We start from the raw sequence: 23,817 nt of genomic DNA, 5'->3' as shown, positions 1-23,817 counted from the left end.
GGAGCGCCTCCGGGGTGGCGTCAGGGCCCGGACTCACCCGGGCTGTTGACCAGATCATATGAAGTTAGATTAGGCTAACCTAAGTAAGGCGTTCCGGATCCCCGAGGAGCTCTCCGAACCATGCCCGCCGCCGAGACCCAGCCTGGCGACACCCGGACTGACGACACCCAGGCCGTCGACATCCCCCTGCTCGCCGCCCAGGCCGCCGTCTGGTACGCCCAGGCGCTCGACCCCGCAAGCCCGGTCTACAACACCGGTGACGCCGTCGAGATCACCGGCCCGCTCGACGAGGACCGGTTCGAGCGGGCACTGCGACAGGCGGTGGTAGAGGCGGAGGCGCTGAACGCCGTCGTCGTCACCGGCCCCGACGGCACGCCCCGTCAGCGGGTGCGCCCCGGCCGGGAATGGCCGCTGCACCGCCTCGACCTGCGCGCCGGCACCGCCGAGCACGCGAGCGAGACACCGGACGCAGGGCCTCGGGCCGCCGCCGAGGCCTGGATGCGCGCCGACCTGGCCCGCCCGGCCGACCTCGCCGAGGGCCCGCTGTTCACCCACGCGCTCATCCGCCTCGCCGGCGACCGGCGGCTCTGGTACCGGCGGATCCACCACCTGGCCGTCGACGCCTACGCGTTGACCCTCCTCGGCGACCGCGTCGCCGAGCTGTACCGCGCGCACACCGACGGCTCCGAGCCCGGCCCGAGCCCGTTCGCGGGCCTCGCCGACGCCGCCGCCGAGGAGGCCGCGTACCGCGAGGGCGAGGACTACCGGACCGACCGCGCCTACTGGTCCGACCGGATGGCCGACATCGACGCCCCGGCGACCCTCCCGGCTCTCCCGTGCGCACTCGGCCGTACCGCCGACCCGGCCGCGCCGACGCCGACGCCGACGACGCCAGCGCCCGCGCCGTCCCCCCTGCGCCTCACCGCCGACCTCCCCGCCGGCACCCGCGACCGCCTGGAGCGCGCCGCCACCGTCGTCCGCGCCACCTGGGCCGAACTGCTCCTCGCCGCCACCGCCGGCTACCTGCACCGCCTGGCCGGCACCGAGGACGTCGTCCTCGGCCTGCCGCTCGCCAACCGCCGCGGCCCGGCCGCCCTGCGCACCCCCGTCGCCGCCGCCAACGTGCTGCCGCTGCGCCTCGCCGTGCGCCCCGCCGACAGCGCCGAGGCGCTGCTGCGCCACGTGGTCCGCGAGCTGCGCGCGGTCCGCCGCCACCAGCGCTACCCGCTGGAGGACCTGCGCCGCGACCTCGGCCGCACCGGCGACCGCAACGCCCTGTTCGGCCCCATGGTCAACATCAAGGCCTTCGAGGGCGACCTCGACCTGGCCGGCCTGCCCGGCACCGTCCGCAACCTCGCCGCGGGCCCGGTCGACGACCTCGCCCTGAACGTCTCACCGGGCCCGGACGGCGCACTGCGCCTGGTCATCGACGCCGACCCGGACCGCCACGACGCCGCCTCCCTCGCCGTCCACCACGACGGCCTGCTGCGCTACCTCGACGCCCTCGCCGACCTGCTCCTGACCGACCCGAAGACGCCGATCGCCCGGATCGACCTGCTCGACGCGGACGGTCTGCGCCGCGCCACCGCCGGCCGCAGCGAGCCCCCGGCGGAGCGGACGGTGCCCGAGCTGTTCGCCGCCCAGGCGGCCCGCACCCCGGACGCGGTGGCCGTCCGCAGCGGCCGGACCAGCGTGACGTACGCACGACTCGACGCCGACGCCAACCGGCTCGCCCACCGCCTCGTCGCCCTGGGCGTCCGGGACGGCGCGCCGGTCGCGATCGCCCTGCCGCGCGGCACGGACACGCTCGTCGCGATGCTCGCCGTCCTCAAGGCCGGCGGCGCCTGCGTCTCCCTCGACCTCACCCACCCCCCGCAGCGGCTCGCCGCCGTCCTGGCCGACGCCCGCCCGGTGTGCGCGGTCGGCACCACCGAGGGCCTCGCCGCCCTCGGGCTGCCCGCAGGACTGCCCACCGTCCGGCCGGGGGAGGCCGACGGCGAACCGGACACCGCGCCGCCCGCACCCGGACCGCACAACCCCGCCTACGTGCTGCACACCTCCGGCTCCACCGGGCGCCCCAAGGGCGTGGTGGTCACCCACGCCTCGCTGGCCAACCTGCACGCGGGCCTGGCCGAGGACCACATCGCCCCCGCCGTGCGCCGCACCGGCCGCGAGCGCCTGCGCGTCGCCCACAGCGCCTCGTTCGCCTTCGACGCCTCCTGGGACCCGGTGCTGTGGATGGTCCACGGCCACGAGCTCCACCTGCTGGACGACGCCACCTACCGGGACCCGGCCGCCCTCGCCGCCCACCTCGACCGCGAGCGGGTCGACTACCTCGACCTGACCCCCTCCTATCTCGAAGTCCTCATCGCCGAAGGCATCCTGGACGAGCGGCGGCACCGCCCCTCGGTCCTCGTGGTCGGCGGCGAGGCCACCCCGCCCGCCCTCTGGCAGCGCCTCACCGCCGTCCCCGGCCTGCACCCGGTCGACCTCTACGGCCCGACCGAGACCACCGTCGACGCGTACGCCTGGACCCCGGGCCCGGACGGCTCCCCGGTCGGCCGGGTGGTGCGCGGCTCCCGCGCCTACGTCCTGGACGGCTCGTTGCGCCCCGCTCCCGACGGCGCCACCGGCGAACTGTACGTCGCCGGCGCCTGCCTGGCCCGCGGCTACCTCGGCCGCCCCGACCTCACCGCCGAACGCTTCCTCGCCGACCCCTTCGGCCCGCCCGGCAGCCGGATGTACCGCACCGGCGACCTCGCCCGGCGCCGTCCGGACGGCACCCTGGAGTTCCTCGGCCGCGCCGACGACCAGGTGAAGATCCGCGGCTTCCGGGTCGAGCCGGGCGAGATCGCCGCCGTCCTCGCCGAACTGCCCGGCGTGGCCCAGGCCGTGGTGATCGCCCGTCCCGGACCGCAGGGCCGGCGTCTGCTCGGCTACGTCGTCCCGGTGTCGGCACCCGCGTCCGTGTCCGTGGCCGCAACCGCGACCGCAACCGCCGCCGAGCCCGCGTCCGTCCCGGACCCGGAGGGGCTGCGCGCCGCGCTCGCCGCCCGACTGCCCGCGCACATGGTGCCGTCCGCCATCCTGCTGCTGGACGAACTGCCGCGTACCGCCCACGACAAGCTCGACGTCCGCGCCCTGCCCGAGCCGGCCGTCGCCGTCGAGGGCAGCGCGGCGGCCTCCCCCCGGGAGGAACTGGTCTGCGGACTGTTCGCCGACGTCCTCGGCCTGCCGCGGGCGCCCGGCCGGGACGCCTCCTTCTTCGACCTCGGCGGCCACTCGCTGCTCGCCGGCCGTCTGGCGGCCCGGCTGCGCGAGACCTTCGCGGCGCCGGTCGGGTTCGCCGACGTGTTCCGTCACCCGACCCCGGCCGGCCTCGCCGCCCTGTTCGACAACGCGGCCGACTCCGACCGCCCGGCCGGCGCCGACCGCCCGAGCGACGGAAGCCCGACCGGCGCAATCCCGACGGCCGACGGAAGCCCGACCGGCACCGCCGAACCGCGTCCCGCCCTCGTGCCCGTCCCGCGCACCGAGCGGATGCCGCTGTCGCCCGCCCAGCGCGGACTCTGGTTCCTGCACCGACTCGAAGGCCCCAGCCCCACCTACAACATCCCGCTGGTGCTCACCCTCACCGGCCCGCTGGACCGGCACGCGCTCACCCTCGCCCTCGGCGACCTCGTCGCCCGGCACGAAGTGCTGCGCACCGTCTACGGCGAGGAGTCGGACGGCACGCCGTACCAGCGGATCCTGCCCGCCGCACCCGTCGAACTGCACGACGGATCAGGCGAGTTGGCCGAAGCCGTCCGGTACGCCTTCGACCTGACCGCCGAGCCGCCGCTGCGGGCCACCCTGTTCTCCGACGGGCCCGCCCGGCACACCCTCCTGCTGCTGCTCCACCACATCGCCGGCGACGGCGCCTCCACCACCCCGCTGCTCCACGACCTGGCCGCCGCCCACACCGCCCGCCTGCACGGGCGTGACCACGAACTGCCCGTACTCACCGTGCAGTTCGCCGACCACGCGGCCTGGCAGCGGCGGCGCCTCGGCACCGCCGACGCGCCGACCCCGCTCGCCGTCGGGCAGACGGAGTACTGGCGCACCGCCCTCGCCGGTCTGCCCGACCAGCTGGAACTGCCCACCGACCGCCCCCGCCCGGCCGTCGCCGGCCACCGGGGTGCCACCGTGCCGTTCGTCCTCGACGCCGAGGCGCACGCCGCCCTGGCCGGGATCGCCCGGGCCGCGGGCAGCACCGTCTTCATGGCCGTCCAGGCCGGGCTCGCCGCGCTGCTCACCCGGCACGGCTGCGGTACCGACATCCCGGTCGGCACCCCGATGGCCGGGCGCGAGGACGACGAGACCGCCGCACTGGTCGGCTACTTCGTCAACTCCGTCGTCCTGCGTACCGACACGTCCGGCGACCCGACCTTCCGCGAACTTCTGGCCCGCGTGCGCACCACCGTCCTCGGCGCCCACGAGCACTCCGACCTGCCCTTCGACCGCCTGGTCGAGGAGCTCAACCCGGCCCGCTCGCTCGCCCGGCACCCGCTGTTCCAGGTGATGCTCGCCTGGCAGAGCCGTCCGGACGAGCGCCTCGCCCTGGGCGGCGGCCTCACCGCCGAGATCGCCGCCGTCCCCAGCGGCACCGCCAAGTTCGACCTCACCCTCAACGCGGGCGAACTGCCCGGCGGCGGCATCGGCGGCTTCCTGGAGTACCGCACCGACCTCTTCGAGCCCGCGACCGTGGCCGCGCTCGGCGAACGCCTGGCCCGGCTCCTCACCGCGGCCGGCACCGCACCGGACACCCCGATCGGCCGGCTCCCGCTGATCGGCGAGGAGGAGCGGCTGCGCGCCCTGGTCGAGTGGAACAGCGCCCCGACCAGCTCGGGCCCGGGGGCCGTCGCCCCGACCGCCTTGGCCGCCCCGACCCCCGCTGCTGCGGCCCCCTCCGCGACCCTCGCCGAGCTGTTCGAGGCGGCAGCCGCCACCAACCCGTCCGCCATCGCCGTGAGGTACCAGGACGACCAGCTCGACTACACCGAACTCGCCGCCCGCGCCGACCGGTTGTCCCGGCTGCTGGCCGCCGGCGGCATCGGCCCGGGCACCATCGTCGCCCTCGCCCTGCCGCGCTCGCTCGAACTCGTCGTCGCCCTGCTGGCGGTGGCCAAGTCCGGCGCCGCCTACCTGCCGCTCGACCCCGACTACCCGGCCGACCGCCTCGCCTACATGCTGGCCGACGCCCGCCCCGCCGCCCTGCTCACCGACCGTGCCACCGCGCCCCGGCTGCCCGCCCACGAGGTGCCGCAGATCCTGGTCGACGGCCCGGAGGCCGCGCGGTACCCGGCCGTTCCGCTCGCCCAGCACGAACGCACCCGCCCGCTGGACGCGGGGGACACCGCGTACGTCATCTACACCTCCGGCTCCACCGGCCGCCCCAAGGGCGTGCCCGTCACCCACCGCAACGTGGTCCGGCTCTTCACCGCCACCGACCACTGGTTCGGCTTCGGCGCCGAGGACGTGTGGACGCTGTTCCACTCCTACGCCTTCGACTTCTCCGTCTGGGAGCTGTGGGGCGCCCTGCTGCACGGCGGCCGGCTCGTCGTCGTCCCGCACCTGGTCAGCCGGGACCCGTCCGCCTTCCTCGACCTGCTCGCCCGCGAGCGCGTCACCGTGCTCAACCAGACGCCGTCCGCCTTCTACCAGCTCAGCGCCGCCGACCGGGACCGCCCCGGCAGCGAACTCGCCCTGCGCTACGTGGTGTTCGGCGGCGAGGCGCTCGAACTGGCCCGCCTGGACGACTGGTACTCCCGGCACGCCGAGGACGCGCCGACCCTGGTCAACATGTACGGCATCACCGAGACCACCGTGCACGTCTCGTACATCGCCCTCGACCGGGCGAGCGCCGCCGCCGGAAGCAGCAGCACCATCGGCGTCAACATCCCGGACCTGCGGGTCTACGTCCTCGACGGGCACCTCCAGCCCGTCCCGCCCGGCGTCACCGGCGAGATGTACGTCGCCGGGGCGGGCCTGGCCCGCGGCTACCTCGGCCGCCCCGACCTGAGCGCCACCCGGTTCGTCGCCGACCCGTACGCCGGGCTGTTCGGCGAGAGCGGCACCCGGATGTACCGCTCCGGCGACCTCGCCCGCCGCCGCGCCGACGGCGTCCTGGAGTACTTCGGCCGCGCCGACCAGCAGGTCAAGCTGCGCGGCTTCCGGATCGAACTCGGCGAGATCGAGGCCGTGCTGGCCGCCCACCCGGCCGTCGCCGACGCCGCGGTGGTGGTCCGCGAGGACGTCCCCGGGGACAAGCGGCTGGTCGGGTACGCGGTGGCCGACGGCCTGGCGGCGGAGGACCTGCGGGCGCACGCGGCCGCCGGGCTGCCCGGCCACATGGTGCCGTCCGCCGTCGTCCTGCTCGACCGGCTGCCGCTGACCGCCAACGGCAAGCTCGACCGCCGGGCCCTGCCCGCCCCCGACGCGCCGGTCACCGGCGCCGGCCGCCCGCCGCGCACCCCGCGCGAGCAGCAGCTGTGCGAACTGTTCGCCGAGGTGCTGGGCGTCGCCGCGGTCGGCGTCGAGGACGACTTCTTCGCCCTCGGCGGGCACTCGCTGCTGGTGGTGCGCCTCGCCGGACGGATCCGCGAGGTGCTCGGCCTGGACGTCGGCATCGGCACGCTGTTCCAGGCGCCCACCGTGGCCGCCCTCGACGCCGCGCTCACCGCCGGCTCGCAGGACGCCGGCGCCCGGGAGCCCGACGCCCTGGACGTCCTGCTCCCGCTGCGGCCCGTCGCCCCCGGACGGCAGCGCCCGCTGTTCGCCGTCCACCCGGCCGGCGGCCTCAGCTGGTGCTACACCGGCCTGATCCGCAACCTGCCCGGCGAGGTCCCGATCTACGGCCTCCAGGCCCAGGGCGTCGGCGCGGCCACCGCCGCCGAGCCGCTGCCCGGCACGATGGAGGAACTGGCCGCGCACTACGCCGACCGGCTGCGCGAGGTCCAACCCGAGGGCCCGTACCGGCTGATGGGCTGGTCCACCGGCGGGATCATCGCGCACGCCGTCGCGGTCCGGCTCCAAGAGCTGGGCCACGAGGTCGAGTTGCTCGCCATCCTGGACGCCTACCCGGCCGAGGGCTTCCGCGACCTGCCCGTCCCCGACCAGGCCGAGGCGCTGGAGGCGCTGCTCACCATGGGCGGCTTCGGGCCGGACGACCTCGCCGGCCGTCCGCTCGAACTCGACGCCGTCACCGAGCTGTTGCGCCGCGAGGGCAGCCCGCTCGCCGGACTGGACGACGCCACCGTGGCGGCGCTCAACCGGATCTACCTCAACACCAACCACCTGGTGCGCGGCTACGACCACCGCCGCTTCGACGGCGACGTGCTGTTCTTCCGCGCCACCGTCGACACCATCGACGACGCGCTGGTGCCCGAACTGTGGACCCCGTACGTGTCCGGCCGGATCGCCGACACCGATGTGGCCTGCTCCCACAAGGACATGACCCTGCCCGCCCCGATCGCGCACATCGCGAGCGTGATCGCCGACCACCTGAAGACCGACAGGACCGACAGGACCGATGATGGAGAAGACCAGCGATGAGTGACGCCCCCGTCAACCCCTTCGACGCGGACGGCGAGTTCCTCGCCCTCGTCAACCCCGAGGGGCAGCACTCCCTCTGGCCCGCCTTCGCCGCCGTCCCGGCCGGCTGGAGCGCCGCCCACGGCCCGGGCGAGCGGGCCGCCGTGCTGGAGTGGATCACCGCGCACTGGACCGCCCTGTGACCCCACCGGCCACCCCCGGCGCCGAGGCCCCGGCGCGCCCCCTGCTCGCGGGGCGCGCCGCGGTGGTCGTCGTCTACACGGCCGCGATGTGCATGAACGGCCTGGACTCGACGATCGTCAACCCCGCGCTGTTCAGCATCGCCGAGGACTTCGGCCGCCCGGTCTCGGCCGCCAACGCCGTCGAGACCGCCTTCCTGGTCGGCCTCGCCCTCGGCCTGCCGGTGGCCGGCTGGCTGGGCGACCGGTACGGGGTGAAGCGGGTGTTCCTCGGCGCGCTGAGCGCCTTCACCCTCGCCTCCGCCCTGTGCGCCGCCGCGCCCGGCCTCGGTTCGCTGGCCGCCGCCCGGGCCGTCCAGGGCGTGGCGGGCGGACTGCTCACGCCGGTCGGGATGACCCTGCTGTTCCGGGCCTTCGCCCCGCACGAGCGGTCCGGCCTCGGCCGGTTCCTGATCGTCCCGACCGCGCTGATGCCCGCCCTCGGGCCGCCGCTCGGCGGCTTCCTCACCGAACACCTGTCCTGGCACTGGCTGTTCCTGGTGAACGTCCCGATCGGGGCGGCCGCCGTCGTGACCGGGCTGGTCGCCCTGCGCGGTGCCGAGGAACCCCCGGCCGGCCGCTTCGACACCACCGGCTTCCTGCTCGCCACCCCCGGCCTCGGCCTGCTGACCTACGCGCTCGGCTTCGGCCCCGCGCACGGCTGGTCCTCCCCGGGCGTGGCGCTCGGCGGCCTGGCCGGCCTGGTGCTGCTGGGTGCTGCTGTCCGCCACCAGCTCCGCTCGGACGAGCCGCTGGTGGACCTGCGGCTGCTCGCCGACCGGACCTTCGGCACCGCGAGCCGGCTGGCCCTGCTCACCTCGGCCGGGCTGATGGGCGCGCTGTTCGCCCTGCCGCTGCTCTACCAGGCCGCGCTCGGCGCCTCCGCCCTCGACGCCGGGCTGAGCGTCTTCCCGGAGGCCATCGGCCTGATGGCCGCCTCCCAGGTGGTGGACCGCCTGCTGCCCCGCCTCGGCCCCCGCCGGCTGGCCCTGCCCGCCCTGCTGCTGGCGGCGGCGGTCCTCGCGGCCCTGGGCTTCGCCGAGAACCCGTGGCTGGTCCGGGCCCTGATGTTCGGCGTCGGCCTGATCCTGGGCACCGCCGTCCTCACCGTCCAGATCGCGGGCTTCGCCGACGTGCCCCCGCCCGCGATGGGCCGCGCGATGGGTCTCTTCACCATCCTGCGCACCCTCGGCGGCGCCCTGGGCATCGCCGCCACGGCCGCCCTGATCGGCGCCCTCCCCGCCGACGCGGGCACCACCCCCTACCGGCTCGCGCTCCTCCTGACGGCGCTGCTGGTCGCCGCCGGCGCCCTCCTCGCCGTCCGCCTCCCGACGGAGCCCCCGGGCCCGCCCCCGGAGGACTGACGCCGAGGACTGACACCGACGCGGGACAGGACTCCTCCGGCGCCCGGCTGCCGTACGGTGGTCGGAGCACCGGAGGAGTCCGAATGAATCCTGAGCACTACCGCCTGCTCGAAGAGGCCCGCCGCAGCCTCCCGGACGGCTTCAAGGTCGAGCTGTCCGGCGACGTCATCGTCATGCAGGCATCGCCGTCCTCGATCCACCAGCTCGACCTGGCCATCGTCCAGCGCCAGTTCGAGGCGCACTGTCCGACGGGGTACTTCCCGTCCGGGAACAGCGACCTGTCCTCCCCGGCAGTCGGTTCGGTCCGCAATCCCGACCTCACCTACCTGCCCGAGGACGTGATCGAGCTGGGCCGTGAGATCCCCGCCGACGTGGCGCTGATCGCGGTCGAGATCGTCTCGCCGTCCAATCCCGACAACGACTGGAGCGGCAAGGTCCGCGACTATCCGCGGATGGGCCTCCCGCTCTACCTGATCGTGGACCCGAGGCAGAAGACCGTGACGCTGTTCTCCGAGCCGAACCGCGACCGCTACCACACGAGGACGGAAAGGGAGTTCGGCGAGACCGTCCGCATCCCGGAGCCGTTCGGCTTCGAGCTGGACCTGTCCCGGCTCGTCCCGTACCGGGACTGACCGCACGTCCCGGGCCGGGGCCCCGGCCCCCGTTCCCCCGTCCTCAGTCCTCCTCCTCGCCCTCCGGCCAGAGGATGAGGTCCGGCAGGGTGTGGCGGCGCGGTTCGTCGCCGAGGCCGGTGAGGACGGCGTGGATCCGGCCCAGGTGGGCGGGGGTGAGCTGCAGGGGCGGCTCGTCGGGCTGGTAGGTGGTGCGGACGGGGTAGTCGACGCCGGGGCGGCTCGTCATCTCGATGTGGCAGCCGAGCACGTACGTCACCGGCCGGGTGGCGGTGAAGTCGACGAGGCGTTCGACGGTGCGGCGGAAGGCCGGCCAGTCGTCGATGTAGAGCCGGCCGCGGTAGACGGTGTCCCCGGTGAGGAGGAAGCCCGTCCACGGGTCGTAGTAGGTCACCGCCGACGCGTGGTGCCCGGGTGTGGCCAGGCACTCCAGGACGCGTCCGCCGCCCAGGTCCACCGGGGCCGTCGCCCCGGGGTCGCGGTCGAAGCCGAAGTACGGCCAGGCCTCCGCCGGGTGGGCGCCCACCAGGGTCGTCGCGGGACGGTCGGCGAACTGGCCGTCGCCCGCGACGTGGTCCTCGTGGTCGTGGGTGTGCAGGACGAGGAGTTCGTAGCCGTCGCGTGGGTTGCGGGCGAGCCACTGGTCGATCAGCCCGTCGACCACCGCGCGCAGCGGCAGGAACTCGGCCTCGGCGGTGGCCCCGGTGTCGAGCAGCAGGGCGCGTTCGGCGCCGAACAGCAGGTAGAGGAACGGTGCTTCGTAGTGGACCGCCTTGTTCTGCCGCAGGATGACGGTGTGCTCGTCGTACGCGTGGACCTGGAGCTCCGGGTCCGTGTCGTGCTTCGCCGACGGGGACCCGTGGATCCACCGGGCCTCCAGGGGGCGGGGGACCGGCACACCGACAGCCATGGACATCTCCTGTGGGGCACCCGCTCCGGACGGTCCGGACGCCCCCGGAACATCCGTTCGTTCCGGAGGGCGGGCTCCGTCCAGAGGCTAGGCGGTCCGGTCGCCGGGTCGCCGGGAGGCCTCGCCCTGCTTGCCCCGTTCGGGTGAGCCGGCCGGCCCCAGCAGGTGGGTCAGTCCGTCCGCCAGCCCGCCGCGCCAGCAGGCGTAGTCGTGGCCGCCGTTGAACTCGCGGTAGGCGAGGTCGTAGCCGCGTGCCGTCAGGACGTCCCGCAGGTGCCGGTTCTGGGCGAGCAGCATCCACTCCTGGAGGCCGACCTCGACGTAGAAGCGGGCCGTCCGCCGTTCCTCGGCCGCGAACTGGCGGGTCAGCCACTCGCTGCCCTCGTCGAACTCCGTGGTGTCCGGCCACCAGAAGGAGCCGGACTGGGAGAGCGCGTTGCCGAAGCGTTCGGGGCGCCGGTACGCGGCGTAGGCGGCGGTGAGCCCGCCCGCGCTCTGGCCGGCGATCACGGTGGCCGCCGGGTCGGTGGTGGCGCCGAACTCCCGGGCCGCCCAGGGGAGGAGGCGGTCGGCGAGCAGGTCGACGAAGGCCGGGTTGCAGCTGAGGTCGTCGGGTCGGCCGGGGCCCATGGTGTGCACGAGCAGGGCCACGGTGGGCGGGACGGCGCCGTCCGCGGCGAGGTTGTCGAGGGTGTCGCCGACGGACAGTACGTCGCCCCACATGTCCCCGTCGAGCAGCACCGCCACCGGGTGCGGGCCGTCCCCGGCCTGCGGGCCGTCCCCGTGTCCGGCCGGGAGGTGGACGTCCACCCGGCGGCCGGCGACCGTGTGCGCGACGGTCCGGCCCCGGGGCACGCCCTCCCGCCGCCGGACGTACGGCTGCGCCGGCGCGTCGGGCAGGCTGAGCACCGAGGAGGGGTGGCGGCCGTCGGGGGCGGGGAGTCGGGGCTCGGTGTCGTACGGGTCGGGGCGGGCGTGGTCCAGGACGTGCAGCCAGTCGGGGCGGGCCGTTCCGGGGGCCTCGCCCCGGAACGGGTGCAGCTGGTAGGACGCCCGGTGGTCGGCGCGCAGCCGGTAGGTGATCGACCACAGGCCGTCGTCCTGACGTTCCATCAGGTGCGGTGTCAGGTCGCCGGCGTGGCGGTCCTTGTCGGTCACGGTGTGCAGTAGTGCCAGGACGCCGTCGCACTCCTCGTCCCGGTGGGTGAAGGTGACCAGGCGGTAGGCGGGGTCGGTCGGGTCGGTGGTGACGGCGGGCGGGTTTGCCACGGTACGGGCTCCTGGGGGCGCGCGGTGCGGGACGTGGGACGGGGCGTGCGGGCGGGGCGAGGGGGGCGCGGTCGGGGTTCGGGCGGGAGGTCAGACGGTGCTGCCCTTGCGGCCGAGCAGCACCCAGAGCAGGAAGGGGCCGCCGAGGACGGTGGTGACGATGCCGACGGGGATCTCCACCCCGCCGATCAGCACCCGTCCGAGGGTGTCCGCGAGGACGACGAGCAGGGCACCGGTGAGCGCCGAGCCGAGGACCGGTACGCGTGCGGGCCCGGCCAGGCGCCCGGCGAGGACGGGTGCGGCCAGTGCCACGAAGCCGACCGGTCCGCAGACGCCGACCGCCAGCCCGGCGAGGGCGACGGCCAGCAGCAGGCAGACGAGCCGGACCCGGCCGGGGTCGACGCCGAGGGCGGAGGCGACGCTGTCGTCGAAGCGCAGCACGGCGAGCCGCCGGGCGGTGGCCAGGGCGAGCGGCACCAGCACCGCCAGCCCGATCAGCACGGGCGTGGCGACGGCGTAGTCCCGGCCGTTGAGGCTGCCGGAGGTCCAGATGTACAGCGATCCGGCCGAGTTGAGCGAGCGGCGGGCCAGCGCGACCTGGATCACGGCGGAGGCGAGCGCGGACATGGCGAGCCCGACGACCAGGACCCGGTAGCCGCGCGCGCCGAGCCCGCCGGAGACCAGGGTGACGACCAGCACGGCGGCGAGCGCGCCGAGTGGCCCGGCCCACCAGGCGCCGAAGGTGCCCGAGGCGGTGGCGGAGATCAGGACGGCGGCGGTCGCGCCGTCGTTGACGCCGAGGAGTTCGGGGGTGGCGAGGCGGTTGCGGGCGAGGGTCTGGGTGAGGCAGCCGGCCAGTCCGAGCGCGGCTCCGGCGGCGAGTCCGGCGACGATCCGGCCGAGCCTGAACTTCTGTACCAGCAGCACGTCCAGGCGCTCGCCGTAGCCGAAGACGGCCTGGAAGGTGCGGCCGAGGCCGAGTTCGCTCTGCCCGGCGTGCGCGGAGACCACGACGGCGGCGAGCAGCGCGGCGGCCAGGCCGAGTGAGGCGAGCATGGTCCGGCGGGGGAGCAGCAGTGACCAGATCCCGTACCGCAGTGCCAGGTCCGGCTTGGGGGTGGGCGGTTCGGCGTGCCGCACGGGTGGCGCGGGCTCGGCCGGGTCGGCCATGGCGAGCGCGGCGGAGCGGCGGGAGCGGACGATCGCGATCAGGGCGGGGGCGCCGACGAGGGCGACGATCACCGACACGGGCGCCTCGAACGGGCGGGCCACCACCCGGGCCAGTACGTCGGCGCCGGTCAGCACGGCGGCGCCGAACAGCGCGGCGAGCAGGGTGAGTCGGCCGACGCGGGGGCCGGCGACGGAGCGGGCGAGGAATCCGGCGAGCAGGCCGAGGAAGGAGATCGGCCCGGCCAGCGCGACGGCCGAGGCGGTCAGCAGGGTGACGGTGACGGCGACCGCCGCCCGGGTGGCGCCGGGCCGGTGGCCGAGGCCGCGGGCGAGGTCGTCGCCGAGGGCCAGCGCGGTGAGCGGCCGGGTGGTGAGCAGCGCCAGCAGGAAGCCGACACCGAGGACGGGGGCGAGCCTGCCCAGGGTCTCCCAGCCCTCCACGCCGGACAGCGAGCCGAGCACCCAGACCCGGTAACGATCGTATGCTTCGGGCGAGTTGACGATCAGCACGCCGGTGAGGCCGCCGAAGGTGGCGCCGACCGCCGAGCCGCCCAGCACCAGCCGCATCGGCGACCCGCCGCCCCGGCTGCTCGCGATCAGCAGGACCAGGGTGCTGGCGAGCACGGCGCCGCCGAAGGCGAAGGCGAGGTACCCGTACGAGGTCTGCACGCCGAGCACGGCGATGCCGAGCACGACGCCCAGCGAGGCGCCGGCGTTGACGCCGAGCAGGCCGGTCTCGGCGAGCGGGTTGCGGGTGACGGACTGGAGTTGGGCTCCGGCGACGCCGAGTGCGGCGCCGACCAGCAGGGCGGTCACGGTGCGCGGGAGGCGCAGGTCGCCGACGACCAGGGCGAGCCGGCCGTCGGCGCGGGCGCCGCCGCGGTCGAGCAGGTAGTCCAGCACCCGCCCGGCGCCGACCTCGCCCGCGCCGACCGACAGTGAGAGCGCGGCCAGGGCGAGCAGTAGCGCCAGCGCTCCGACGACGAAGGGCCAGGTGCGGCGGACGCCCTCCCGGCGCCCCTGGGGGCGGCTCCCGGGCGGGCCCTCCTTCCGGTCGCCGGGCGGGCCTTCCTGTCGGTCCTCGGACGGGTCGTGAGGCCGGTCCTCCGGGTGGGGCCCCCGTCCGGGCGACGGGGCGGCCGGCGCGGCGGCCGAGGACGCTTCGTGGACGCCCGCTTGCGACAATGTCATAAGGTAAGGCTAACCTAATGGCCGAGCCGCCCCCTCGGGCGGGCCGTCGGACGCCCCCGTCCCGTCGGACTTCCCGTGAGTCGCTCAACTCCCGTACCACCGTTGCCCGGAGGCACCCATGCCGTTCGCCCGTCGCCCGCTCAGCCCCGTCCGCCGCCGCGCGGCCCAGGCGCTGGCCGTCACCGGGGCGGCCGCCCTCCTGCTCACGGGCTGCGGTTCCTCCGGCTCGTCCTCCTCCGATTCCTCCGCGGCCGCCTCCCCGGCGGCGGACAAGTCCGGCGCCAGCGGTGACAAGCGGACCGTCAAGGACGCCACCGGCAAGGCCGTCGAGGTCCCCGCCGAGCCCAAGCGGATCGTCACCCTCACCCAGGAGGACCTCGACGCGGTGCTCGCCCTCGGCGTCAAGCCGGTCGGCATCACCAACGGACAGGGCCTCAACGAGCCGCCCGCGTACCTGAAGGACAAGGTCCAGGGCATCCCGGTGGTCGGCAACCTGCTGCAGCCGGTGATGGACAAGGTCGTCGCCGCCAAGCCCGACCTCATCCTGGCTGGCGACATGCAGGACGAGCAGGTGCTCAAGCAGCTGCGCGAGATCACCCCCGCGACCCTGGTCACCATGGCCCCCACCGACGACTGGAAGCTCGCCTTCCGGGGCATCGGCAACGCCGTCAACAAGATGGACCAGGCCAACAAGGTGATCGGCGACTACGACGCCAAGGCCGCCAAGGCCGGCAGCGAGCTCACCAAGAACAAGGGCGCCGCCGTCTCCATCGTCCGCTGGAACCCGACCGGTCCGAGCTGGATGGAGAAGAAGCAGTTCGCCAGTGGTGTCGCCCTCGACATGGGCCTCACCCGCCCGGCCGCCCAGGACAAGGACGGCAACGCGCACAGCCCGGCGCTGAGCCTGGAGAAGCTCTCCGAGATCGACGGCGACTGGCTGTTCCTGTCCACCCTGACCGACGACGGCAAGTCCGCGCTCAAGGACGTCCAGTCCAAGCCCGCCTACCAGGAGCTGAACGCGGTGAAGAACAACCACGCCGTGACGGTGGACGGCTCGGTCTGGTCCACCCGGGGCGGCCCGCTCGCCGCCGACGTCGTCATCGGCGACCTCGGCAAGGCCCTCGGCGGCAGCTGAGCGGGCGCCGGACCGGGGGAGGCAGTCATGGAGTTGACGATCGAGGGGCTCACCGCCGGCTACGGCCCGGGGCGCCCGGTGCTCGGCGGGGTCGACCTCACCGTCCCGGCCGGGCAGGTGGTGGCGGTGGTCGGACCCAACGGGTGCGGCAAGTCCACCCTGCTGCGGGCCGTGGCCCGGCTGCACCGGCCGGACGGCGGACGGGTCCTGGTCGGCGGCGAGGACGTCTGGCGGCTGCGCCCGCGGCAGGCCGCCCACCGGGTCGCCCTGCTGCCGCAGAGCCCGCAGGCGCCCGAGGCGGTCACCGTCGCCGGACTCGTCCGCTACGGCCGCCACCCGCACCAGGGCCTGTTCCGGCAGTGGTCGCCGGACGACGAGCGGCTCACCGCCGAGGCCCTGCGCGCCACCGGCGTCGAGGACCTCGCCGAGCGCCGGCTCGACCGGCTCTCCGGCGGCCAGCGCCAGCGCTGCTGGCTCGCGATGGTGCTCGCCCAGGACACCCCGGTCGTCCTGCTCGACGAGCCGACCAGCGCGCTCGACCTCGGGCACGCGGTGGAGGTGCTGGAGCTCGTCCGGCAGGTCGCCGCGGGCGGCCGGACGGTCGTCATGGTGCTGCACGACCTCGCGGCGGCGGCCCGCTACGCGGACCTGCTGGTCGCGCTGCGCGACGGCGCCGTGGTGGCCTGCGGGCCGCCGCGCGAGGTGGTGGACGCGCCGCTGGTGCGGGCGCTGTACGACATCGACAGCCACGTGCTGACGGCGCCGGGCGACGGCGCGCCGGTGATCGTGCCCCGGGCGCCGTTGGGCTGACGGCCGCGCGGCGGCGGTCCGGGGGCGCGGTGTCGCGGGGCTCCCGGGTCCGTCGCGGGGCTCCCGGGTCCGCCCGTTCCCGGGCGCGCCGTGTTCCGCGTCAAGGCGGTGCCGTCCTTCCCGGGCGGTGCCGCCTTCGGGCTTTCCGGGCCCGGGGCTTCCGGGCTCCGGGCCCGCCCGACTCCACCCCGCCCACCTGATCGATCACTCGTTCGAGTGGTTTCAACTCCCCACGCCCCCGGCCGACTCCACCCCGCCCACCGCGTTGTCAGTGGGCCTCGCTACGTTCCTCGCATCGCTGGTCAGCAGGCGATCGAGACGTGGTTCCCGGGTGGTTCCCCGGTGGGAGGAGTACGGCCGTGGCATGGGTGGAGACGGGCGCGGGAGGGTACCGCGTCGCGCTCGGCGAGGACGGCAGGGTGGTGTGCCGCAACGCGGCGGGCCGCGACCTGAAGTCCGTACCGTCGAAGCTCGGTGACGACCCGGTCGTCACCCAGCTCAAGCAGCTCGCCGAGTGGCTGTCCGCGCACGAGCGGGGCTGCCAGGAGGACGTCGAGCGCTGGATGGTGCGCTCGCTGCCGGTGCCCGCCGCGCTGCTCACCGCGGTGTGGCCGGACGAGGCCTGGCAGGCCGTGCTGCGCGACCTGGTGGTGACCGGCCCCGACGGCTCGGTGGCCGGCTTCCTGCGCGGCGCCGACGCCGAGCGCGGCCTCGGCCTGGTCGACCTGGACGGCGACACCGTCCGCCTCCTCGACGGCGAGGTCCTGATACCCCACCCGGTCCTCCTGGAGGACCTCGACGAGCTGCGCGAGTTCGCCGTCGAACTCGGCGTCTCCCAGCGCGTCCAGCAGCTCTACCGCGAGGTCTGGCACCGGCCGGCGGAGCCGCCCGCCGGCACCGAGGTCACCACCTACGCCGGCGGCCGCTACCGCGAGCTGCGCGAGCTGGTCGGCCGCTGCAACCGGCTCGGCTGCCGGGTCCGCGGCGGTTCCGCCGTCCAGTCGATCACCGAGGCCGGGCGCACCGTCGAGGCCCGGGTCTGGGTCGGCGACTACTACGAGTACGACGCCTGCGAGACCGGGGCGCTCAGCTGGGCGGGCCCCGACGGCCGGGCCCTGCCGCTCACCGATGTCGGGCCGGTCGCCTGGTCCGAGGGCATGCGGATGGCCGCCGCCCTGCACGCCGGCCGCACGATCGAAGGGGAGGACGCCGCATGACCACCACCGGCCCGAACAACACCGCCACCGCCGCCGGTACGGCCGCCGCGGCCACGCCCGAGGCCCTGCTCGACGCCGGCGCCGTGCTGGCGCCCGGCACCCTGCCCGACGCCGGCCGCCCCGACAGCGCCGCCGACGTCCTCACCGCCCGCACCTACACCCACCCCGCGCTCGACGGCCGCCGGATCGTCCGGCTGGTCCCCGGCACGCTCGGCCGGGCCGAGGACCTCGCCGTCGACTTCCTCGGCCTGTCCCCGGACGGCGAGCCCGCCGATGTCGGCCAGGTCCGCCAGGAGGCGCTCGGCTTCCCCGCCTGGGCCCTGGTCCACGACCCGGCCAACGGCCACCACGCGCTCGCCCTGGTCAAGGAGATGGAGCGGCTGGGCCGCCAGGCCGCCGCCAAACCCGGCGCCGCCAAGGACGGCTTCGACGAGCTCGCCACCCGTCTCGGCCGCGCCGTCCCGCACTTCCTGCCCACCTTCTGCGAGGAGGTCGGCCGGACGTTCCTCGGCCACGGCAACCAGACCTACGCCGCCGCCTGGTTCGGCAAGGCCCGCGAGGCCGAGCGCACCCACGGCCTGACGGTGGACGAGGAGCGGCTGCGCGCCGTCTTCCTGGAGTTCGCCCTGGCCGGCGCGCTCACCGTCAAGTCCCTGCGCCAGTACGTCAAGGAGCTCGCCCAGCGGCTCGACCCGCTGACCGCCTGGCAGCGCTTCCGCCAGCTGTGCACCGAGCGCTCCGCGGCCGGCATGGCCCCGTACGCCGGGGTCGCCGAGGACGCCCGCGCGCTGATCCGGGCCGCCGGGCTCGACCGCGGCGAGCACGAACGCGCGCTGCTCGCCGAACTGCTGGACTCCCCGGCGGTCAACCGGGCGCCCGCCGCCTTCTGGAAGTCCTGGCACGGCGCGCTGATCGAGCTGGGCACGGAGGACGCGCAGGTCCGGGCCCGGCTGCTGGAGCTGCTGCCCGACCCGGCCACCTCGGGCTCCGAGACCCCGCAGGACACCGCCTGGCTGGCGGTCCTCGCCGAGACCGGCGCGGAGGAACTGCTCACCGGCCCCCGGGCCGAGGGCGCCGAGCCCGCCGCCGCCTGGCTCCAGCGCTGGTGCAACCACCTCGGCCGCGGCTGGCGCAGCCGGCCCAGCTGCCCGGCCACCCTCGCCCTGGCCCGCCGGATGGTCGGGCGGCTGCACGCCGACGCCGTCCCGGTCGACCTCGCCACCGGCGTCCGCGCCGGCCACACCCGGCTCGACCTGCTCGAACTCCTGCTGGCCGCGGGCGTCCCGGTGGCCGACCCGCCGGCCGGCCTCGGCTTCGACCTGCGCGACTGGGTCGAGCAGAGCGGCCCGGACGGCCCCGGCCTCGCGGCCGTCGCCGCCGACGACCGCTACCGGCCGCTGCTGCGCCGCGCCGCCCCGGCCGCCTGGGACACCGCCGTCAAGCACCGGTCCGCCGCGCTGCCGCTGCTCAGCGAGCTGTTCGCGGAGTGGGCCGAGGCCCGCGCCGACGAGATCACCGCCGCCCGCGGCCTGGCCGCCGCCGACGACCTGGTCCGCTCGCTGAGCCAGCACCGCACCGCCATCCGCACCGTCGCCCCGGCCGCCGCCGAGCGGATCGCCGCCCTCGACGTCACCGGACTGCTCGCCCGGGCCCTCGGCGCCGGCATCCTGGACGAACTCGGCTGGCCCGCCCTGGAGGAGGCGCTCGCCAAGCTCGCCGACCCGCCCGCCGCCGACACCCTCCCGGTCACCGCCCCCGGCCACCGCACCCGCGGCCTGGACGACCTGACCGTCGAGGACGCCTGGCCGTACCTCGTCCTCGCCCGCCACGACCGGGCCGTCGTGGTCGGGCCGGAGGGCATCCTGCTGGAGCACACCCTGCGGGTGCCCACACAGCCGCGGGGCAACCGCAACCGGCCCCGGCTGCGCCTCGTCGACGGCGAACTCCTCGTCGCCTGGTACGAGGAGGGCGAGCAGCGGGCCTACTGGTCCGGCCGGCCGGACCAGACCTTCGAACTGACCGGCCAGAGCATCGCCGGCTACTACTACGGCGAGCGGTCCCCGGAGGCGCCGTCCCTCCAACTGCCCGGCGGCGGCCGCACCACCGGCGAGCGCCCGCTGCACCCCGGCGACACCCGGATGCCCGAGGAGCACCGCGTCCTCGGCGACGGCACCGGGTACTGGACGCTGCGCTACGCCTCGGACGGCGGCCGCGTCCTGCGCGAACTCGACCCGGCCACCGGCGCCCTGGGCCGGGCCGCCGAGCCGCCCGTGATCGCCGCCACCGCCGAGGCCGGCCGGCTCCTCCCCGACGACGCCCGGCTGCTGCCGATGCGCCCCGGCCTGGAGGGCACCCCGCTGGGCACCGACGGCACCGTGCTCGGCAGCTGGGTGCGCAACGAACCCGGCCGCGCCGTCACCACCTTCACGGCCGACGGGCAGCGCATCGTCCTGCCGCTGCACGGCCGCCCCGGTCCGGACACCGTCCCGGTCGGCCGCCTCGCCCTGCCCGGCGAGGGCGGCCCGGTGGTCAGCCGTGACAGCAACGACCACCTCGCCCTCAACCTGCCCGACCTCGCCGACCGCACGGACCGCACCACCGACCTGCGCCCCTGCCGCGCCGGCGAGCTCTCCGCGGCCGGCACCGCGCTGGTCCCGCCCTACGACCACTGGCACGCCCTGCGGCCGCGCGACGAGGCCGGGTCCCGCGCCCTGCGCGGCGTGACCACCGAACAGGCCGCGCGCCTGATCGACCTCGCCTGGCCCGTCGACGCCGAACCCGCCCCGGAGGACGAGCAGCGCTGGCTGACGGTCCAGGGCGTCCGGCGCCCGCTCTCCCGGCAGGGCGAGGCCCGCAACACCCTGCCCGTCGAGGCGGTCGGCACCGCCCTGCCCGGGATCGCCCACCCGCTGCTGCTGGCCGGCGTCGCCGGGATCGCCCGCGCCGCGGCCGACCTGCTGGACGGGGTCGCCCGGTTCGTCCCGCAGCCGGACGCCGAGCGCCCGGACAAGGCGAAGGCCGCCGAGTGGCGGCCCGACCACGGCCTGGACGACGAACTGCGCGACGCCGTGCGCGCCGTCCTGCCCGAGGTCGGCGGCTTCGGCAACAGCTGGGGCAGCTCGGAGCGCTGCTGGGTGCTCAACAACCTGCGCACCGTCCTCGCCGTCCTCGCCGCCCCGCCCGCCGCGGCCGCCGAGGGCTGGACGACCCCGGCGGCAGTCACCCTGCACGGCGGCGACGGCAACCACGGCTGGCTGCACCTGCTCGGCCGGCTCGACGTCCTGGCCCACGCCGTGGCCGCCCCGCTCACCCGCCCGGCCCACCGCTCCTCGCTGGTCCTGCTGTTCGGCGAACTCACCAAGGGCCCGCTCGCCGACCGGGGCGCCACCCTGCGCGAGATCGTCCTCGCGGAGCGGCCCGAGCCGGCCAGGGAGGCCCGCCCGGACAGCCACCGCCAGGGCGAGGTGCTGCGCCACGGCGACCGCACCGTCGTCATCCTCGGCCACCGGCGCCAGTACTCCGACGGCACGATCCACTGGCTCGCCGTCGACCACGACCCGAGCGGGCGGTTCGGCCCCGTCGCGCACTTCACCACCGTCGAGGAGCGCGGCACCGAGGAGCGGGTCGACGCGGCCTGGACGGCCACGTTCCGGCGGGTCGCCGCCCTGCAGGGCACCGTCGCCTGGGACGCCGCCCGGGCCGCCGCCTTCTCCGAGCTCACCGGCATCGGCACCGCCCGCGCCACCCTGCTGCTCAGCCCGCCCGCCGGGCTGCTGCACTGGGGCAACGCCGAGGTGCCCGCCGAGTACGGCCTCAAGGCCGCCGAGGTCCGGGCCGCCCAGAACTGGCTGCGCGGACACGACCACACGGGGATCGCCGCCGTCTGGGGCGCCCTGCTGACCGCCGACCCGAAGACGCTGTGGACCGACGGCCCCGACGTGGCCGCCGGAGCCGAAGCCTGGATCCGGCACTTCGGACGGCTCGTCACCCTCCCCGAGGAGGCCCAGGCCACCGTCCAGGGCGTCTCCGTCACCACCATCGAGGAGGTGCTCAACCCCGCCCGCACCCCGTGGCTCAACCGCACCACCGCCTTCCGGCTCAGCGGCGAGCACCCGGCCGTACCACGGCTCGTCCCGGAGGACCCGAGCGCGGTGCCCGGCTCCGGCCAGCTGGACAAGACGGTCGACGCCCTGCGCTGGCTCGCCTACCACCTGCCCGCCGACAGCCCGCTGCGCCCGCTGCTGCCCCGCGCCGCCACCGCGCTGCGCGAGCGGCTGGCCGACCCCGGGCTGCTGCTCGACCTCGACCTCGTCAGCACCACCAAGGGCGCCCCGCTGTCCGCCGTGCTGCGCACCCACTTCGGCCTGCCGGCCGAGGGCGGGGCCGACCCGGACGGCCTGGTCCGCTGCGGGCCGGCACTCGTCCTCACCCCGCAGAACGAGACGTACGAGCGGGTCTGGCTGCGACCGGCCGCCCTCACCGGCCCCGACGACCCGCTGCTCGACCTGCTCGACGGGCTCTCCGGAGGCTACCTGTTCGCCCTGGAGCGCGGCGCCATCGAATCCGTCCTGCGCGGCGAACCGGAGCGGCTGGCCGCCTCCGCGTCCGGGGCGGAGCCCACCGGTGACGCGCCGGCCTGGCTGCAGAACCCGCAGCTGTCCGCCCCCGAGCTGGTCGCCGAGGCGTCCCGCACCCACGGCCTCGGCGAGGACGCGGCCGCGCTCTACCTCCAACTGCTCGCCCTGCCCGACCCGACCGACCGCAACGTCGCCCGCTGGACGGGCTGGAAGCCGGCCAGGTTGAAGCGGGCCCGCGCCGAACTCGCCGCCACCGCACTGGTGCTGGAGGCCAAGCGGTCCCGGGCCGGTCGCGGCCTGTTCCTGCCCGGCGGCTGGCAGGAGGCCAGGTCCCCCGCCCTCCCGGCCGAGACCTGGAAGGCCGCACTGTACGAACTGCCCACCCACCAGCCCGTGCTGGTGCCCGTGCCCGTCCCCGAGCTGTTCGCCCGGGCCTGGCAGCGCACCGTCGACGGCGACACCCCCGGCTACGAAGAGCTCCAGACCGGCAAGCGCAGGAAGGCCCGCCGATGACCGCCACCGAGACCCCCACCACCGGCACCACCGCCACAGGCACCACCGCCACCGGCACGACCGCCGCGGGCGCGACCACCGCCGCCACTGTCGCCGCCGCCGAGCGGCAGATCGTCCCGCCCGAGGAGAAGTACGCCGCCGAACTGGAGTTCCTGGCCGCGCACGACGGCGGCCCGCGCCCGCCCGGCTGGCGCCTCACCCCGCGCGCCGTCGTCACCTTCGTGGTGGGCAGCGGTGGCGAGAAGCTCAAGGCCGGGCGCAGGAGCCTGGCCGTCGAGCCCAAGTTCGTCGGTGAGCGCGCTCTGGTCGAACGCTGCGTCGTCACCCTCGCCGGGGAGCGCGGCCTGCTGCTCGTCGGCGAGCCCGGCACCGCCAAGTCGATGCTGTCCGAACTGCTCGCCGCCGCCGTCTGCGGCACCAGCGCGCTCACCGTCCAGGGCACCGCCGGCACCACCGAGGACCAGCTCAAGTACGGCTGGAACTACGCCCTGCTGCTCGCCAAGGGGCCCAGCCGCGAGGCCCTCGTGCCCTCCCCGGTGCTCACCGCGATGACCACCGGGGCGGTCGCCCGGGTCGAGGAGGTGACCCGCTGCCTGCCCGAGGTGCAGGACGCCCTGGTCTCCCTGCTCTCCGAACGGCGCATCGCCGTCCCCGAGCTGGCGGGCAGCCCGGACGGGCAGCTGCACGCCGCCGCCGGGTTCACCCTGATCGCCACCGCCAACCTGCGCGACAAGGGCGTCAGCGAGATGTCCGCCGCCCTCAAGCGGCGGTTCAACTTCGAGACGGTCGGCCCGATCGGCAGCCTCGCCGCCGAAGTGGACCTGGTCCGGCGGCAGTCCACCGTCGCCGTCGCCCGGGCCGGCGCCGCCTACGGGGTGGACGACGCCGTCCTGGAGGCCCTGGTCACGGCCTTCCGCGACCTGCGTACCGGCCGCTCCACCGAGGGCTGGGACGTCGAGCGCCCGTCCACCGTGATGAGCACCGCCGAAGCCGTCTCGGTGGCCACCGCGCTCGGCGTCTCCGCCGCCTACCTGCCCGACGGCGGCGACCTGCTCGGCCGCCTCCCCGGCCAGCTGCTCGGCGTCGTCCGCAAGGACGACCCGGCCGACGCCGCCCGGCTGCTCGGCTACTGGGACGGCCCGGTCCGCCGTCGCGCCGAGCAGGGCGCCGCCACCTGGCGCACCCTGTGGGACCTCCGTCCGGCACTGGAGGGCTGAG

12 protein-coding genes are annotated in these 23,817 nt (G+C 75.9%); 9 read left to right on the top strand and 3 right to left on the bottom strand.

The features are described 5' to 3' along the window. The first annotated feature begins 120 nt into the window (after window positions 1-120). The 4 genes from ACFQ6N_RS07940 (at window position 121) to ACFQ6N_RS07925 (ending at window position 9,807) form a co-directional block, all read left to right on the top strand. Window positions 121-7,593 carry an amino acid adenylation domain-containing protein gene (locus ACFQ6N_RS07940; RefSeq protein WP_380647665.1) on the top strand — a complete coding sequence of 2,491 codons (7,473 nt, stop codon included), beginning with the start codon at window positions 121-123 and terminating at the stop codon, window positions 7,591-7,593. After that, window positions 7,590-7,775 carry an MbtH family protein gene (locus ACFQ6N_RS07935; protein ID WP_380647664.1) on the top strand — a complete coding sequence of 62 codons (186 nt, stop codon included), beginning with the start codon at window positions 7,590-7,592 and terminating at the stop codon, window positions 7,773-7,775. Before ACFQ6N_RS07940 ends, ACFQ6N_RS07935 begins: the two co-directional genes overlap by 4 nt. Beyond that, window positions 7,772-9,175 (top strand): DHA2 family efflux MFS transporter permease subunit, encoded by a 1,404-nt coding sequence (locus tag ACFQ6N_RS07930; RefSeq protein WP_380647663.1) that lies wholly within the window; start codon window positions 7,772-7,774, stop codon window positions 9,173-9,175. The genes ACFQ6N_RS07935 and ACFQ6N_RS07930 overlap by 4 nt, the downstream gene beginning before the upstream one ends. 83 nt (window positions 9,176-9,258) lie before the next feature. Then, on the top strand, window positions 9,259-9,807 hold the full coding sequence (locus tag ACFQ6N_RS07925; RefSeq protein ID WP_380647662.1) for a Uma2 family endonuclease: 549 nt from the start codon (window positions 9,259-9,261) through the stop codon (window positions 9,805-9,807). A 43-nt stretch (window positions 9,808-9,850) separates the two neighbouring features. On the opposite strand, the gene ACFQ6N_RS07920 is transcribed toward ACFQ6N_RS07925, so the two are convergent. The 3 genes from ACFQ6N_RS07920 to fhuB form a co-directional block, all read right to left on the bottom strand. Continuing rightward, window positions 9,851-10,717 (bottom strand): MBL fold metallo-hydrolase, encoded by an 867-nt coding sequence (locus ACFQ6N_RS07920; protein WP_380647661.1) that lies wholly within the window; start codon window positions 10,715-10,717, stop codon window positions 9,851-9,853. 87 nt (window positions 10,718-10,804) lie between these two features. Continuing rightward, complete coding sequence (gene fes / locus ACFQ6N_RS07915) at window positions 10,805-11,986, bottom strand: enterochelin esterase (RefSeq protein WP_380647660.1); 1,182 nt, start codon at window positions 11,984-11,986, stop codon at window positions 10,805-10,807. 90 nt (window positions 11,987-12,076) lie between these two features. Further along, complete coding sequence (gene fhuB / locus ACFQ6N_RS07910) at window positions 12,077-14,347, bottom strand: Fe(3+)-hydroxamate ABC transporter permease FhuB (protein ID WP_380647659.1); 2,271 nt, start codon at window positions 14,345-14,347, stop codon at window positions 12,077-12,079. 118 nt (window positions 14,348-14,465) lie between these two features. Here fhuB and ACFQ6N_RS07905 point away from each other — a divergent pair, with 118 nt between their 5' ends. The 5 genes from ACFQ6N_RS07905 (at window position 14,466) to ACFQ6N_RS07885 (ending at window position 23,816) form a co-directional block, all read left to right on the top strand. Then, on the top strand, window positions 14,466-15,482 hold the full coding sequence (locus ACFQ6N_RS07905; RefSeq protein WP_380647658.1) for an ABC transporter substrate-binding protein: 1,017 nt from the start codon (window positions 14,466-14,468) through the stop codon (window positions 15,480-15,482). A gap of 27 nt (window positions 15,483-15,509) precedes the next feature. Continuing rightward, entirely contained in the window at window positions 15,510-16,292 is a 783-nt protein-coding gene (locus ACFQ6N_RS07900) for an ABC transporter ATP-binding protein (RefSeq protein WP_380647657.1), read from the top strand. Between the two features lie 359 nt (window positions 16,293-16,651). Beyond that, on the top strand, window positions 16,652-17,509 hold the full coding sequence (locus tag ACFQ6N_RS07895; RefSeq protein ID WP_380647656.1) for a DUF4132 domain-containing protein: 858 nt from the start codon (window positions 16,652-16,654) through the stop codon (window positions 17,507-17,509). Further along, a complete protein-coding gene (locus tag ACFQ6N_RS07890; protein ID WP_380647654.1) occupies window positions 17,506-22,599 on the top strand; it encodes a hypothetical protein in 5,094 nt (1,697 codons plus the stop codon). The genes ACFQ6N_RS07895 and ACFQ6N_RS07890 overlap by 4 nt, the downstream gene beginning before the upstream one ends. Then, on the top strand, window positions 22,596-23,816 hold the full coding sequence (locus ACFQ6N_RS07885) for an AAA family ATPase (protein WP_380647653.1): 1,221 nt from the start codon (window positions 22,596-22,598) through the stop codon (window positions 23,814-23,816). The genes ACFQ6N_RS07890 and ACFQ6N_RS07885 overlap by 4 nt, the downstream gene beginning before the upstream one ends. Window position 23,817: the final 1 nt, after the last annotated feature.

It is taken from the genome of Kitasatospora sp. NPDC056446, assembly GCF_042796115.1.
GTDB lineage: Bacteria > Actinomycetota > Actinomycetes > Streptomycetales > Streptomycetaceae > Kitasatospora.
This window is presented reverse-complemented; position numbering and strand designations above follow the sequence as displayed.

What these genes read in the sequence shown, in the direction of transcription:
- ACFQ6N_RS07940 (WP_380647665.1), top strand. Translation starts at nt 121, where the DNA reads ATGCCCGCCGCCGAGACCCAGCCTGGCGACACCCGGACTGACGACACC.
- ACFQ6N_RS07935 (WP_380647664.1), top strand. Translation starts at nt 7,590, where the DNA reads ATGAGTGACGCCCCCGTCAACCCCTTCGACGCGGACGGCGAGTTCCTC.
- ACFQ6N_RS07925 (WP_380647662.1), top strand. Translation starts at nt 9,259, where the DNA reads ATGAATCCTGAGCACTACCGCCTGCTCGAAGAGGCCCGCCGCAGCCTC.
- ACFQ6N_RS07920 (WP_380647661.1), bottom strand. Translation starts at nt 10,717, where the DNA reads ATGGCTGTCGGTGTGCCGGTCCCCCGCCCCCTGGAGGCCCGGTGGATC.
- fhuB (WP_380647659.1), bottom strand. Translation starts at nt 14,347, where the DNA reads ATGACATTGTCGCAAGCGGGCGTCCACGAAGCGTCCTCGGCCGCCGCG.
- ACFQ6N_RS07905 (WP_380647658.1), top strand. Translation starts at nt 14,466, where the DNA reads ATGCCGTTCGCCCGTCGCCCGCTCAGCCCCGTCCGCCGCCGCGCGGCC.
- ACFQ6N_RS07900 (WP_380647657.1), top strand. Translation starts at nt 15,510, where the DNA reads ATGGAGTTGACGATCGAGGGGCTCACCGCCGGCTACGGCCCGGGGCGC.
- ACFQ6N_RS07890 (WP_380647654.1), top strand. Translation starts at nt 17,506, where the DNA reads ATGACCACCACCGGCCCGAACAACACCGCCACCGCCGCCGGTACGGCC.
- ACFQ6N_RS07885 (WP_380647653.1), top strand. Translation starts at nt 22,596, where the DNA reads ATGACCGCCACCGAGACCCCCACCACCGGCACCACCGCCACAGGCACC.